The sequence below is a fragment of the Algimonas ampicilliniresistens genome, from assembly GCF_030159955.1.
Taxonomy (GTDB): Bacteria; Pseudomonadota; Alphaproteobacteria; order Caulobacterales; family Maricaulaceae; genus Litorimonas; species Litorimonas ampicilliniresistens.
Genome location: NZ_BSNK01000001.1, coordinates 218114 through 232971, shown reverse-complemented (window position 1 = coordinate 232971; position 14858 = coordinate 218114). Strand labels below are relative to the sequence as shown.

The window sequence follows — 14858 nt, the reverse complement described above, 5'->3', positions numbered from 1 at the left end:
GACCAATTTTACAATAAGGGGTGTTTACTTGAAAGCAAGTCGGAAGACTCGACATCGATTGATCGCCATTTTGGCCCGCTCTTGTTTCGTATCAGCGGCGGTCTTCTTGGTCGCTTGTGCTGGCCCTAACTCCTCTCCCACAATCACCTATTCCGCGGAAACTGACATCGTCGACCCGACGATTTCCTATGCCGAGTCTACGTCCGACGCGCGATTGGATTATCGGGAAGGCTGGTTCCAAGACGGTGAGCATCGCATTCATTTTGTCGAGGCTGGCGACGGTCCCCTCATCCTGCTCTATCATGGGTTTCCCTCTTACTGGTTCAGTTGGCACGACCAGATTGAGTTCTTAGCGTCAGACTATCGGGTTATCGCTGTTGATGGCCTCGGTGCAGGTCTGTCATCCAAACCGGAAGCATCAGACGCCTACACGGTGAAGGCCTTAGCCGCACAGCTCGACCGGCTCGCCGAAGCTCTGTCCCCCGGTGAACGCTTTGTTCTGATCGGACATGATTGGGGCGCGCCGCTCTCCTTTGCCTATGCACAGTGGCGCCCGGATCGCTTGCGCGGAGTCATCGGTATGAGCGCCCCACCGCTCAACAATCTGCTCGCCCAATTGGCTGCATCCCCTGAGCAACAAGCGATATCCGACTATATGCAGCGGTTTCGGGCGATCACGTTAGATGCCATTGAGGCCAACGGAATTGCCAAAACTGTCGCGGAACAATCTTATGCCAAATTAGCGGCTACCGGAGAGTTGTCTGCGCGCGAGATCGAGCTGTTCCACGCCTCTGTCGGACGGGCTGAGGCGGTGCATGGCGGCATGAATTGGTACCGCGCCAATATCCCACCTTGGGATGAAATCGATGATGGGTCGCAATGGCCCTCCGCTGATGCCAGACTCGAAATTCCCGCCCTATTCATTTGGGGCGAAGCGGACGGAATATTCCTTCCAGAGATCATCGACAGTCTGCTCGTGACCGAGACAAACTTGCAGATCGCTCGCCTACCCGGCATCGGGCATTGGACATCCATGGAACAACCGGAACTCGCCAATTCGGCGATCCGAACATTCTTAGGGACATTGGAGACGACACCATGAAGACTTCTCTTAAAGTGACGACGGCGGCGCTCGCCATTTCTGCCTTCTCAGTGATCGGATGCGAACACACGCCGACGGCCGGCACAGACCAACAGTCCACCGTCGCAGATGCCAGTGCCTGTCAGGTCAGCGCGCCTTATGAAACGGCACAGTTTGATAATGAATTTGAGACGAAGATCGATGGCTTAATGGCACATATGATGGATCGAGGCATCGCCCCCGGAGCCGTTGTGCAGATTACACAAAAGGGCGAAATTGTTTTGAAAAAGGCGTATGGTTTCGCCGATCTTGAAGACCAAAAACCGATGCAGACGGACTCGCTGTTTCGCATTTATTCGATGACCAAAGCGGTCACGACCATCGCGGCCTTACAGCTAGTAGACAAAGGCCAACTAGAGCTCGACGCACCGATCAGTCGCTATCTCCCCGCCTTTGCTGACATCAAAGTCGCAACAGACGAGACTGGAGCCGCGACACGCCCCCCCAGCCGGGCGCCCACGATTCGTGATCTGATGCGGCATACGACGGGCCTTACTTACCGGACGGGTGCCAAGACCGATCCGATTGCCGCCATCTATGCGAAGCTAGGCGTACCTGCTGGACCGGGCGTGTCCGATGCACCCACGAATGGCATGGACCCAGTTGTTGGGAATGAGATGTTTGCGGAGCGGATTTCGATGGCCCCGTTGAAACATGATCCGGGTCAACAGTTTACCTATGGAAATTCGACAGATGTTCTCGGTGCGGTCGTCGCAACAGTGTCGGGCCAGTCGCTCAGCGATTATTTAGACGAGAATATTTTCATCCCCACTGGCATGACGGATTCGAGTTTCATCATAGACCCGGAACGCCAAGACGACTTTACCAGCGCCTATATAGTCCCATCGCAAACCCCCGCGAGGAGCTCGATCGATTACACAACACCGATTGATGACCTTAAGCCACAGACCCCCTATCGGGTCGATCCCTATCGCGATGGCATCTACACAAAGACACCCGACTTTGAATTTGGCGGCGCAGGCATGGTCGCGGATGCGGATGATTACCTCGCTTTCACCAACGCACTTATAAATGGATCGCCGCGTTTGGTCTCTCCCGAAATTTGGGCCGAAGCGAGCCGGGATCAACTTCCTGCAACCGCGAAAGCGCAAGATGCGTTTCTCGACAAGCGTGGCTTCGGGCTCGGCTTTGCAGTCCGGGAAAGCGAAACACATGACGGCACGGTCTTTCCGCAATGCGGTCTGTTTTGGGCGGGCGCTGCCTCTACCTATTTCTGGATCGATGAGGAAACTGAGACCACGGGCGTGTTGATGACTCAGGTCTTTGAGGGTGACGTTCGAAGCTACTTCCAAGAGCTACTGAACGCAGTTTATGCTAAACCTCAATAGGAATACCCTTAATATTCAAGGGGATAATGTCATGAAAAGTTTTTATTGACGAAAGTTCCAATAAGGTTACGATCTCCCATCAGCTGAAAAAGCGGCCATCAAAGTGGCAACACAGGGGAGACGTGTCATGAATACATCCATCAAAAGTCCAGCCTATAGCTTGGCGACATTGCTCGCCGTTTCGACGATCTTGAGCAGTGCTGGCACTGCTTTTGCGCAGGATGCTCAGGACGATGCGGATATGGATGTCATCATCGTCACCGCGCAGAAACGCGAGCAGACGCTGCAAGAAGTGCCGATTGCCATTACCGCGCTCAGCGCGGCTGATCTTGAAGCCGCGCGGATAGAAGACACGTTGGACCTGCAGTTCAATGTTCCCAACGTTTTACTATCTGCCAATCGCAACATCACAATTCGCGGCGTTGGCTCGCAATCTTTTGGCGGCACTTCAGACACCAATATTGGCGTGCTGAACAATGGAGTTTTCTTGCAATCCGGGACGACGTTTGGCGAATATTTTGACCTTGAACGGATCGAGGTCCTGCGCGGACCACAAGGCACGCTGCAAGGGCGCAACACGACCGGCGGTGTCATCAACTTCATCAGTCAAAAGCCGACTGACGAGTATGGCGGCTATGTCACTATTCAAGGCGAATCCTTTAATGGGGTTCGTGCCAGCGGCGCGCTTAACCTGCCGATCAATGATGTCCTGTCCCAGCGTTTCGCGGCTAACTTCGTCAAACGCGATGGCTATACGAAGAACCTGTTTGATGGCGGACGGATCGATGGACGCGACCAATATACGCTGCGATCTTCAACGCGGTTCGACAATGGGACGACCTCAGCCGATCTTGTACTGACCTATTTCAACGAAGACAGTAACCGCGCCAATGCCGTCAAAACACTGTGCTCGCCCGACCCGGCATTTGGCTGCTCACCAGATCGTGTCGACACGCAATTCCCGACCAGCACATTCCGTCTCGACGCGTTCCTTTTGCCCGGCATCACGCGCGACGGTACCTTCGTGCCGAACCCATCCGACCTTCGCACCGTCAATATCGACATTAACCCGGTGCAGGATAATGATGATTTCCTCGCAACCTTCGAGCTGAACCACGACTTCGGAAATTTCCTGCTGACCTCCGTCACGGGCTATCGCGATGGCAATTCGCGTTCCATCCGCGACTTCGATCAGGGTTACCGCCCCAACGCCTTCAACCCCGGTACGTTTGGTGCGCGGACGGTGGCCGACGATGGCAACGGCAATGGTGTTCTAACCTATCAACTATTCGACCAGCCCAACGATATTTTCGTGACAACAACTGATTACCGCACAGCCCAGACGGCCAAAGGTTTCCGCGATCAGTTCAGCCAAGAAGTGCGCCTAGCGTCTGATCTGGGCGGTCGTTTCGACTTCCTTGTCGGGGGCTATTATCTCAATTCTGATGGCGGCGGTTCGGTCAACACCTACCTGCCTGCAGCAGCGGTCGTTGCGCTGACAACAACCGGAGCGGTGGAAAGCTACGCCGTGTTTGGCGAAATTTATGTCGATCTCTCGGATGATCTCGAATTCATCGGAGGCCTACGTTATTCCGACGATACGAAAAACATCAGCACCGCCAACGGCCTGTTCGCTCTGCCTGCACCGAATGTGCAGGAAGCGAGCTTTGACAAGGTTACGGGTCGCGCGGTGTTGAACTGGTCGCCGCAGATAGCCGGCACAGATGACACAAATATCTACGCGTCCTTCTCACGCGGGTACAAGTCCGGCGGATTTAACCCCGGCAATGCGGTCAATCCCGTCTTTGAAGACGAGGTGATTGACGCCTATGAAATCGGCGCAAAGAGCATTTTCGCTGACGGGGCCTTGCAGCTCAACACGGCCGCCTTTTATTATGACTATCAGTCCCTGATTGTCGGCAATATTGTCGGGACGCTGGCGACCAACGTCAACATCCCGAAATCCGAGGTCTATGGTCTCGAAGTCGAAACCGTCTACGCGCCCGGAAACGGACTCCGACTCGAAGGCGCGCTCGGTCTGTTGAGCGCTCAAATCCAGAGTTCGTTCCTATCATCGGATGCAGCCAGGGGCGGCACGTTCTTTGAAATCCAGGGCAATGACTTGCCGAACTCACCTAAGCGAACCCTCAAAGTCGCCGCTGAATATGAGTATGAAGTTGGTGACAGTTGGAGGGTTACCCCACGCGTTGATTATTATAATCAAACGGGCTTCTTCTCGCGTGAGTTCAATACTCCATCTGATAAGGTCGAAGGCTGGGATCAGCTCGACCTCCAGGTCGCAATCGCCAATGATGATATGCCTTGGGATCTGACCTTTTTCGTCAAAAATGTTCTGGACGAGAACAGCATCACCTTCTTGGAAACGAACTCTAACCTTGTGGGTAGCTTTAAGAGTGCGTTCCTGCTGGACCCGCGGATCTTTGGCGCGGCGCTACATGTCGACTTCTAGGTAAACTCACTTTTCCCAAGCCCTGGCCGACCCCATTGGAAGATGGGTGTCGGTCTTTTTTTGTCTGGAAAACTGCGTTCGTGGTCGAATTTCATGGACGCCCCACCATTTCAGGCCCTTTGGATTCCAGCAATGAAGCCCTAGGCTGCATCAAATAAAGGGGACAGACGATGACATATACTATTCGGCCAGTTTTGATCGGGACCATCGCCCTTTTAGGCATCGCAGCCTGCTCAGAAGAGCCACAAGCCACACAAGCAGACCCCGTCTCTGTCAGCCAAGACACAACACAAGCCGCACCCGTTCCGACCGCCATCCCTGACTGGGCGCGCGCCAATATCGCCTATATGACTGAGGGCACCGGGCGCTGGGTCGCGGATAATGCAGCCTATAAATCGGACGCGGAGCCGTGGGAGTTCTACGTCATGGAATGGTCAGCTGGTCCGGATGATCTGTCCATGACGGCGCGGATGTACGCCACAATAGACGGCCAACCGAGTCAGGCCGACTTTTGGAGCTTCTATCAATATTGGGACCGCGCGAGTGGTGAGATGCGGGTCGTCCAAAGTGGCTGGGGCGTCGTCGGGGACGGAACCATGACGTTGGGAGATGACGGCAAAACCCACTTTGCCGAACAGACATTTACCGCCGAGGGGCGGCCACCCAATCGCGTCAAACATGAGAGCCGAGAACTATCCCCGACCGAGCATGAGACTAAGTCTCTGAATTGGACCGAAGACGGGACGTGGGAAGCGGATCGCTCTTACATCTGGGTCCGAACAGACGCCGCTTAATCTCTGGGCCGCCTAAATCGGGATAAACTGCACGGCGATCAAAACCACCAATAGGATGGTGACAGTCTCGAGCAACAGCAAAACGATCGCTCTGCGGTCCAACCTGACCATATCCATGATCGGTGTTCGCAAACCAATGGCGGTCATGGCGAGCAGCAGACAGGCTTTGGACACATAGCCAAGGCCTGTCTCAACACTCTGCGGTATAAGATTGGCTGAACTGGCACCCATGAGTGCGAGGAATCCTAAAAGGAAAATTGGCGGCAAAGCCAGCCTGCGCGCGCCACCTTCACTTTCGCCCGTCCTACGGAAGGTAAGAGCGACAAGCATGACAATAGGCGCCAACATCGCGACCCGGGACATTTTGACCAACGTCGCCATTTCGCCTGCCGGGTCAGAGACAGAGAACCCAGCAGCAATCGCTTGTGCCACATTGTGAAGCGAGCCACCGAGCACGAACCCAGCCGAGGCATCGCTTAACGCCAGTGCGCTTGTTAAAAGCGGATAAAGAAGAATGCCAGCTGCCGATAAAAGACTGACAGCGACGATGACGACCGAAACATCACCGTTTTCCTCATCCGTCTTTGGCAGCGCGCAGGAAATGGCAAGCGCAGCAGACGCACCGCAAATCGCCACGGCGCCCGCCGATAAAACACTGAAGCGTCGTGATTGACCGAGCCATTTTCCGACGACCAAGCCGCATAGAATGGTCGCGCTAATTGCAAGGCTCAACGTTGCAAAGATTGGCCAACCCAGGGTCAGCAACAGCGCCGCATTCACACCTGCCCCAAGACAGGCCACCCCTATTCGCATCAAGGGATCAGCGGCGAAAAACACGCCTGGTCCGATTACGGATATCCGTGTCAGTAGAGGATGAAGCGCCATACCGACAATCAAGGCGACAATCACTGAGGGAAGATGGAGGAGCGTGGCCAGGGCGTAAGCGCAGGCAGTCGCGATAATCACAAGTCCCAACCCCGGAACGGCACTGACGAGTGTCTTTGCTAGAGACTTCGTCTCAACTGAGGCCGCCTCACCCATCAAAGGTTCCAAGTCATCTGGGTCATAGATCAATCACACAATGGTCTGTTGCCGCTGTCTGGGCCGCCAATCCCATCTCTACAGCGCGCCGACCATCGGTAAGCGTCACTTCAACCTTAGCCTCCCCTCGCACGACGTCGAGAAACCGCTCATGCTGATAAAAAGTGGACCCGTGATGATCGCCAGCCATCAGCAAAGTTTCATCAATAGGCACATCTATCGTGACAGGGTTTTTCGGACTGCGTGGGGCCGTGGTGAGTTGCGGAATAAGATCAATGCCAGCAGGCCAGAACCGATGCGGACCAGGCAAGCGGCATTCAATTTTGCCCTTGGCGCCAACCGCGCTGATTTCTTCATTCCATTGCGATCCGTCGGCAAACATGCACAGCTCTAACATCGCCCGAGCCCCGTTGTCGAAATCGAACAGGACGTATCCCGAATCCCAAATATCCGGCGTCCGGCCCTCATAGCGTTCCGCCAGATGATTGACGGCTTGTCCGGCGGTTGCACTGACCCGGATCGGTTCCGCGCCCGTAATCAGACGCATCAGGTCGAAGAAATGGCAGCATTTCTCAACCATCGTCCCACCAGTGTTCTCTGAAAACCGGTTCCAATTACCGATCTTTGGTAAGAACGGAAATCGGTGCTCCCGAATGCTCAGCATTTTGACACCGCCCGTGACGGCGTCGCATTGCTCGATCAGTTTCGCGATAGGCGGCATGTAGCGATATTCCATCGCGACCCAGACGGGTGCGCCGTAGCTTTTCTCAAACCGCGCCAATCGATCCACTTGGCCTGGATCGGTATAGAGCGGTTTCTCGCATAGAATTGGCAGCGTTGCGTGCGATGCAATGATTTCGAGCTGATCGACATGGAGAAAATTGGGGCTGACAATCACGATGGCGTCCAGGTCTGGGTCAGCCACTAACTGTTCGATGGATGACCTAATCACAGCCCCGCCGGCTCTCACGGCCGCTAATTTCGCCAGCTCCGCAACCGGGTCGTAGACCGTATGAACCATTGCGCCCTCTAGCAGATTGATATTCTCGATATGCTCGAGCCCCATCATGCCACAGCCGATAATGCCGTATTTTTTCATGATACCGACAGACCCTCGATCCGATTGATGAAACGCGCCCGGGCCGGGTCGAACCATGTTTGGGAATATTCCGCCGCCTCGCCGGACTGGCTCCACGCCCGTCGTTCAATATAGCCGGACGCGTCTCCAGCATTGATCCCCGGTAGCTTTGCCCAAGCTGGCAGGTTAGACACGCCAACACTGTCTTCGACCCGCGAAATAACCAAACCGAGATGATCGCGGTAGAAAGCATAGAGGGACTCGCTTATCTGGGACGCGTCCGCTGACGCCCCATATCGGCCATCCAACCAAATGCGTTCGAGTGCGACCGGGTGTCCGTCGAGTGATCGCAATCGGTCGATCCTGAGCGCCGTGGCTGAAAACCCGAAAGCCAGCGCGGACTCAGGAGACGTCGTGTTCATCAGATCCACGATCTGCGCTGTCGGTAAGCCACCACCGCCCAGCTTTTCCAAACGGAATTGGGAATAGACGCTTTGAACATTGGCGCGCCTGCGGACATAATTACCAGAACCCTGAACCCGTTCCAGCAAACCCTTTTCCTCAAGCACGGCCAGCGCCTTACGCAAGGTTCCAACCGCGACGCCGTAATCAGCTGCCATTTGCCGTTCCGTGGGCAGGCGCGAGCCGTCGGGCAAAAGCCCCGACGCAATCTCCCGGATTAGCGTTTCGCTGATCTCGATACTGCGCGGCAATGGCCGTGACGGCGTCATGCTTTTCCCCGAATTGATACAGTATTGATATACTCTGATTTGAGTGTTAGGCAATCTCTGTTTTCAACCCATCAGGCAGGCTTGCCATGAGCATCGTTCCCATCACATCACCCGATCTTCGTGACCCGGAAATTTCATGGTTTTCCGCGCTTTGCTCAGACGATTATCAATTTCTCGGCGTCCCCGACGATGATTTAAAATCAAGCTGGACCCATTGCCGCGACATCCTATTGGAGGCTGAGGCACAAGGCTTTCGCAATATCCTTTGCCCGTCTTCCTACCAGGTCGGACAAGACACATTGTCCTTCGTCGCAGGCTGCGCCCCGCTGACCGAGCGGATCAATATGCTCGCCGCCGTCCGCTGCGGCGAGATGCAGCCGATCATGCTCGCGCGGACCTTGGCTACTCTGGATCATATGCTGGAGGGTCGACTGACGGTAAACATCATTAGTTCGGACTTTCCGGGCGAACGCGCCGACAGTGCCTATCGCTATCAGCGGTCGCGCGAAGTAGTCTCAATCCTCAAACAGGCTTGGACTCAGGACGTGATCGATTTTCACGGTGAGATTTACGACTTCACCGATGTCCCCGCCGCACCCGCCAAACCCTATCAGCAGAATGGCGGACCCCTGCTCTATTTCGGCGGCTACTCACCCTCAGCGCTCGATCTGTGTGGAGAGCATTGTGATGTTTATCTGATGTGGCCGGAAACCAAGAACCAGCTGGCCGAACGCATGAAGGCCGTTCACGCCGTCGCCGACCGCTATGGCCGCACACTAGATTATGGCCTGCGCGCCCATGTGATTGTTCGCGACACAGAGGCAGAGGCTCGGGAATATGCAGATTACCTCGTAAGCCAGCTCGACGATGAATATGGCAAGCTGATCCGCGATCGCGCCCATGACAGTATCAGTCTGGGTGTGTCGCATCAGGCGCGAGCGCGCGAATTAGCCGACCAGTTTGGCTATGTTGAACCGCATCTCTGGACCGGGATTGGTCGCGCGCGGTCTGGCTGTGGGGCCGCTATTGTTGGCTCTACAGATCAGGTGATGAGCGAGATTGAGAGTTATATGAAAATGGGCATCCGCGCCTTCATCTTCTCGGGATATCCGCACATCGACGAAGCGAAACTATTTGGGTCCCGCATCCTGTCACAGATGAAAACATCATCATTGCCGCAGGCTTATGGGCGTGTCCCATCGGCAACCCCTCCCACCCCCTTAGGCGCAGGACCCCGCAGTTGATGACAAGGTGGGCGAGCCCGACTAGGTCACATCAATGAGCGGTTCGTCCCTGATTTTCGTCCTTGTCAGCTGCGCCGTTTTCATGGCGGGCGTAGCCTATGTTTCCTATCGGGCATCTCGCGATGAAGTGCAGACGCAAGACGGCTATTTCCTCGCCGGACGTAATCTTGGCGGTTTGTTTATTGCCGGGTCTCTGCTCCTCACCAACCTGTCGGCAGAACAGTTAATCGGGTTAAATGGCTCCGCTTACGGCCACAATATGTCGAGCATGGCGTGGGAGGTCACCGCCGCCATTTCGACCATCGCCATGGCGATGATTTTCCTGCCGCGCTATCTCAAGGGCGCGTTCACGACACTGCCGGAATTCCTCAACGATCGTTATGACGCCGATGTACGACGCTATTCAGTCGTGCTGTTTATGCTCGGTTACGGCCTCGTGACCATTCCGTCCGTGCTCTATTCGGGCTCCATCGCGGTCATCAAAATCTTCGACGTGCCGACCCTGTTAGGCCTGTCAGAATTTGGTGGATTGGTCGCAACTGTGCTCGTCATTGGCGTTGTCGGCGCGCTCTATGCCGTGTTTGGCGGACTTAAAGCGGTCGCCGTTTCAGATACAATCAATGGGCTCGGCCTACTGATCGTTGGCGCGCTCGTTCTGTGCTTGGGCCTCTCGGCACTGGGCGATGGCAACATGGGCGACGGCCTCGGCCGCCTACTCAGCGACCATCCCGAAAAACTGAATGCCATTGGTGACCAGACCGACCCGACTCCGTTTGGCACGCTCTTCACTGGCATGATTATCGCCAATCTATTTTATTGGTGCACCAATCAATATGTCATCCAGCGAACCCTTGCCGCGCGTAGCCTCGCCGAAGGGCAGAAAGGCGTTTTACTATCTGGGTTTTTCAAAGTGCTAGTGCCGTTTTTTATGATGATCCCCGGCGTCATCGCCTTTCACCTCTACGGCCCCGGCCTCACCTCGATCGATCTAGCCTTCCCGCAACTTGTGCAAGACCTACTCCCGATCTGGGTGATGGGCTTCTTCCTCGCTGTCCTGCTCGGCGCGGTGTTCAGCTCCTTCAACTCGCTGCTCAACAGCGCCGCGACCCTGTTCGTGCTCGACGTCTATGTTCCCGCACGGAAGACACCGATGAGTGAAGCGCAAACGGTGCGGGTCGCGATGATCGCCAGCGTGGTCATCGCGGTCTTTTCCTTCATCGTCGCGCCGTTGCTATACCTTGCGCCGCAGGGCCTATGGCAGATCATCCGCATCTTCACCGGTTTCTATAACATTCCGATCGTGACCATCGTCATCGTCGGTCTGTTCACCAAGCGGACGCCCGCCATTGGGGCCAAGCTCGTCATCATCTTTCACGTCATCGCTTACGGTCTATTGAAGTTCGTGTTCGACGATGTGGTAACGCTGCATTTCTTGCACCTCTACGCCGTGCTATTCGCGATTGAGCTGGGCACTCTCGCCGTCGCCACACATTTGGCCCCACGTACCGGCCCCACAGCCCAGCCCGATCCGCATAAGGTTGACCTAACCCCATGGCGTTATGCCAAGCCGACAGCGCTTCTACTCGTGGCCTTAGTAGTCGGCGTCTATGTGCTATTCTCGCCTTTGGGGTTGGCGGCCTGATCTATCAAAGGCGTGTGGCCGACGCGCCCTGATAATCGATCTTGATCTCGCTGCCCGTAGTCCGACGCAATCGTGTTCGGTCAACGTCTCGCGCGTCTGACCCCAATAGATCACCCAACCAGCGATCCAGGGCTTCGCCATCTGGCCACCCCGCCCAATAGTGTGTGTTGTCACGACGGAGACGGACCGGATGGCCGTCGCGCGTTGATTCCAGAATAGTCCAATCCGATTCGACTCTTTCACGCCAGATCTGCACTGTGCCGCCTTCGGTCAGATGTTCCGACGCATCAGCTCTCAGCGTGTCGACGGCTGTGACTTTGATGCCTTCAAGACCCGGCGGCAGGTCATCAAGAATTCGGAAGTTTTCTGTACGAGACCCGGTTCGCGGGCCAATGACAATCTGCCCTTCGAACTTAGACATCGCCAGCCGCAACGGGTCAGTCCATGCAAACAGTCCCGGTATCATAACAAGAGATAGGCCTTCAAAACTCTCCGTGCTCGGCGGGAGGATATCGACTGTCAAACCGGCTCGACGAAGCCCGCAATAGATCTCAAAAACAAGGCGGAAATAGTCGAACTGCACGTCTTGCGGTTGAACCTCCCATGCCCATTGCGAGGCATAGTCGAAGACGATGGCGACATCCGCGGGCGCGGATGACAGATCGCCAAAGCTCTCTAATTCACGCGCCAAGGCCTGCACCTCACGCCCACCCTCTGAGAGTTCACCATCAGAACGTAGCAAGCCAGCATGGTTCTGTTCTTGCGCAAACGGTGCTTGTCGCCAACGGAAGAAACAAACAACTTCCGCGCCGTGTGCAAATGCCTCCATTGCCCAGAGGCGAACCATACCGGGTGCCGGAATGGGGTTGTGCGGCGCCCAATTTACGGGTCCCGGCTGCTGCTCCATCACCCACCAACGGCCTTTGCCGACCGCCCGGTAAAGATCGTGATGGAAAGCCTGAAAATCAGGATCGCCACAGCGCATGTGAACGCGTTTGAACGCCTGATCGCGGTCTGAGCGATCCTCAAGGAAACCAAGCGGATAGCTATCCCATGTCGCGATGTCTAAATCCTCGCCAACCGCAAAGTGATCAAAATCGGTAATCCGGCCCATATAATTGTGCAGCAAAGGTGCGTCGGTCAGCGGGCAAAGCGCGTCCAGTTGAGCCCGGTTAAAGGCGACGGTCTGATCAGAAGCGAAACGGCGGAAGTCCATGGCGTGCGCCGGATTCGGCTCCGTCACAGCAAGATTGGGCAGATCGATCTGATCGAATGATACATAGTCCATCGACCAGAAGACATTACCCCAACGCGTATTTAACGCATCAATCTTGCCATACTTATCACGAAGCCAAGTTTGGAACGCCGCCCGTGCGACAGGACTATAGGACCGCGTCGTGTCGTGGCAGCCATATTCATTATCAAGTTGCCAGGCCTGAATATGCGCATTGCGACCATAGCGTTCGCCTAGGACCGTCGCGATCCGGACGCACTCATCCCGATACCCTTGATGCGAAAGATCATAATGCCGTCTTGATCCAAAGCCACGAAGGCGGCCTTCGACGTCCCACGCCAGCATGTCGGGATAATGATCCAGCATCCAGCGCGGCGGGGTCGCGGTCGGCGTCGACATGACGACCTTTAAGCCTGCCTTTCCTAACGTCTCAATCGCACGGTCCAGCCAGCCCCAATCAAACTGCCCCGGCTCAGGCTCGATCCGGCTCCAGGCGAATTCCCCAATCCGAACCCAAGATAGGCCCATCTTGACCATTCGGCGCGCGTCGTCCGCCCAGATAGTCTCCGGCCAATGTTCCGGATAATAGCAAACGCCTAGCTCTGGTCGGACAGGTTCAGCCATCGATCGGGGTCATCGCCTCTGATGAGCGCGAGAAGACGTTGTGCGCATCCCAAACAGGTCGCGAGCCAAACAGGAGGCTGAGCAGCAGCGCCAACGCCACACCAGAAAACAGGGTGATCGCCATGATGTGGATATAGTGCAGGCCGATATTGGGCTCTCCAAACGGATTGGTCGCCCAACCATAAGCCAGCACGCCGTATAGCACCGCGACAATCATCGCGTAGGCATTCACATTGCGGAACAACAACCCGACGATGAAGGCGGACAAGATCGGCATAGACAGTAGGCCATAAAGCCGCTGCACCAGATCAATGATGCTGTTTTCCGGATTATTGAAGATCGGGATCAAGGCGAAACCGAGTAGCACCATTACGACAGAAACCCATAAGGACAGCCGCCGAACATTGGGACGTTTGTTGATATAGGTCTCGTGAATATCCATCACCCATAGCGCTGCAGAGGCGTTCAGAATGGAGTTAAAGGTGGTCAGCACGGCCGCCGCGATGGCGGCCGCGAAGGCCCCAGACAGGAAGGCGGGCAGCACATCACCGACCAGTCGGCCATAGGTCGCGTCGCCAATATCCCCATAGAGTTTGAACGCCACGATCCCAGGCAAAACGATAATCGGCGGGATAATCAGCAGACGGATCGCGGCAGCCGCCAAAATGCCCTTTTGCGCCTCCCCGACTGATGGTGACGCCATAGCGCGTTGCGTGATCGTCTGGTTCGTGGACCAGTAGAACATCTGGATAAACAGCATGCCCGTGAACAGGGTCGTAAATGGAATGTCGCTATCGGGGCCACCGATCAAGGTTAGCCGCTCACGCGGAATACCTGATAAATCCCAGCCGATGGCGTTGAGCGCGATGACCGTCACCAAGATGGCTAAACCCAGTAGCAATACCCCGGAGAATGTGTCCGACACAGCGACGGCACGTAGGCCGCCAAAGATCGCATAAGCCGAGCCAACAATCGCAAACAGCGCCGCGATAATGTAGAGATTAATGTCCAAATCGAACAGATTGATCATGAACAGTGAGCCGCCATAGAGGATCGCTGGCAAAAAGATGAAAATATTGCCGAGCAAAAACAGGATCGAAATCAGCGCGCGAATATGTTTATTATTGTAACGCCGCTCGAGCAGCTCCGTCGTCGTCGTACAGTTATATTTATAATAAACGGGAATAAATACGAAAGCGAGCATCATTAGCCCGACAACGGCGGCTAACTCCCACCAAGCCAGCAGCGCCATTTGCGCGCCGTTCATCCCAACCAATTGATCCGTCGAAAGATTGGTCAGCGTGATTGATCCGGCGACAAAATACCATTTCAAGCCACCTCCGGCGAGGAAGTAATCGGACTCGGCACTTTCGCCTGTTCCCCGTCCAATTTGGTCGCGACAGAACCACCAGGTCGCCAAGGCGATGGCGGCGCTAAGTCCCAGAAAGACCAGCACTTGCGTGAGACTGAGTTCCATTGATATTTCCCCTGACGCGGACCTTTGGCCCTG

At 55.5% G+C, this 14858-nt stretch carries 11 protein-coding genes; 6 read left to right on the top strand and 5 right to left on the bottom strand.

Annotated elements, in window-relative coordinates; translation table 11 throughout:
* Positions 1 to 28: 28 nt before the first annotated feature.
* The 4 genes from QQL54_RS01170 to QQL54_RS01155 all read left to right on the top strand — a co-directional run bounded on the left by QQL54_RS01170 (position 29) and on the right by QQL54_RS01155 (position 5754).
* A complete protein-coding gene (locus QQL54_RS01170) occupies positions 29 to 1102 on the top strand; it encodes an alpha/beta fold hydrolase (protein WP_284386681.1) in 1074 nt (357 codons plus the stop codon).
* On the top strand, positions 1099 to 2490 hold the full coding sequence (locus tag QQL54_RS01165) for a serine hydrolase domain-containing protein (protein ID WP_284386680.1): 1392 nt from the start codon (positions 1099 to 1101) through the stop codon (positions 2488 to 2490). Before QQL54_RS01170 ends, QQL54_RS01165 begins: the two co-directional genes overlap by 4 nt.
* Before the next feature lie 127 nt (positions 2491 to 2617).
* Positions 2618 to 4960 (top strand): TonB-dependent receptor, encoded by a 2343-nt coding sequence (locus QQL54_RS01160; protein ID WP_284386679.1) that lies wholly within the window; start codon positions 2618 to 2620, stop codon positions 4958 to 4960.
* Positions 4961 to 5130: 170 nt separating this feature from the next.
* Positions 5131 to 5754: a hypothetical protein gene (locus QQL54_RS01155; protein ID WP_284386678.1), complete on the top strand. Its 624-nt coding sequence runs from the start codon at positions 5131 to 5133 to the stop codon at positions 5752 to 5754.
* A 12-nt stretch (positions 5755 to 5766) separates the two neighbouring features.
* Here the strand turns inward: QQL54_RS01155 and QQL54_RS01150 are convergent, their stop codons facing one another.
* From QQL54_RS01150 to QQL54_RS01140, 3 genes are read right to left on the bottom strand one after another with little or no spacing between them, the layout of a single operon-like run.
* Complete coding sequence (locus tag QQL54_RS01150) at positions 5767 to 6828, bottom strand: YeiH family protein (RefSeq protein WP_284386677.1); 1062 nt, start codon at positions 6826 to 6828, stop codon at positions 5767 to 5769.
* Complete coding sequence (locus QQL54_RS01145) at positions 6818 to 7894, bottom strand: Gfo/Idh/MocA family protein (protein WP_284386676.1); 1077 nt, start codon at positions 7892 to 7894, stop codon at positions 6818 to 6820. Before QQL54_RS01145 ends, QQL54_RS01150 begins: the two co-directional genes overlap by 11 nt.
* A complete protein-coding gene (locus QQL54_RS01140) occupies positions 7891 to 8604 on the bottom strand; it encodes a GntR family transcriptional regulator (protein ID WP_284386675.1) in 714 nt (237 codons plus the stop codon). Before QQL54_RS01140 ends, QQL54_RS01145 begins: the two co-directional genes overlap by 4 nt.
* A gap of 86 nt (positions 8605 to 8690) precedes the next feature.
* On the opposite strand from QQL54_RS01140, the gene QQL54_RS01135 reads away from it, so the two are divergent.
* Both QQL54_RS01135 and QQL54_RS01130 read left to right on the top strand, forming a co-directional pair.
* Complete coding sequence (locus tag QQL54_RS01135) at positions 8691 to 9848, top strand: LLM class flavin-dependent oxidoreductase (RefSeq protein WP_284386674.1); 1158 nt, start codon at positions 8691 to 8693, stop codon at positions 9846 to 9848.
* A gap of 34 nt (positions 9849 to 9882) precedes the next feature.
* Positions 9883 to 11490, top strand: coding sequence for a solute:sodium symporter family transporter (locus QQL54_RS01130; protein WP_284386673.1), 1608 nt, complete (start codon positions 9883 to 9885; stop codon positions 11488 to 11490).
* A 4-nt stretch (positions 11491 to 11494) separates the two neighbouring features.
* Here the strand turns inward: QQL54_RS01130 and QQL54_RS01125 are convergent, their stop codons facing one another.
* On the bottom strand, positions 11495 to 13348 hold the full coding sequence (locus tag QQL54_RS01125; protein ID WP_284386672.1) for a beta-galactosidase: 1854 nt from the start codon (positions 13346 to 13348) through the stop codon (positions 11495 to 11497).
* Complete coding sequence (locus QQL54_RS01120; protein ID WP_284386671.1) at positions 13341 to 14825, bottom strand: SLC5 family protein; 1485 nt, start codon at positions 14823 to 14825, stop codon at positions 13341 to 13343. The genes QQL54_RS01125 and QQL54_RS01120 overlap by 8 nt, the downstream gene beginning before the upstream one ends.
* Positions 14826 to 14858 lie beyond the last annotated feature (33 nt).